The sequence below is a fragment of the Pseudomonas sp. AC463 genome, from assembly GCF_979253585.1.
This window is the reverse complement of record NZ_CEEDDZ010000793.1, coordinates 1-259: the sequence shown is the minus strand read 5'-3', so window position 1 is coordinate 259 and position 259 is coordinate 1. Positions and strand designations below refer to the sequence as shown.

Below are 259 nucleotides of genomic sequence, written 5' to 3'. Positions count from 1 at the left end.
CGCTGGGGCTGACCGCGCGTGCGCTGATCCTGCTGGGTGGGGCAGCACTCGCGGGTGCGGTCAGTTGGTCGGCGCTGTACCTGATCTGGGGGCCGGGCGGGTTCCTCGCGCCCAAGCCGGTGCGGTTCGGCGGCATGAGCGACGTGCCGACCGCTCGCCGTGCCGATACGCACCCGGACGCGCCAACGCGGCGACCCTTGTCGGCGGAGGAGCTCGGGACGCCGCCATCTCCGCCCACTCCGCGAATCGCGCCGCCGCC

At 74.9% G+C, this 259-nt stretch carries 1 protein-coding gene; it reads left to right on the top strand.

Translation table 11 applies throughout. From position 1 onward, the window contains the following. Window positions 1-259: hypothetical protein (locus tag AC0IYH_RS32395; RefSeq protein WP_471838435.1), on the top strand; the 259-nt coding region annotated here is incomplete at both ends.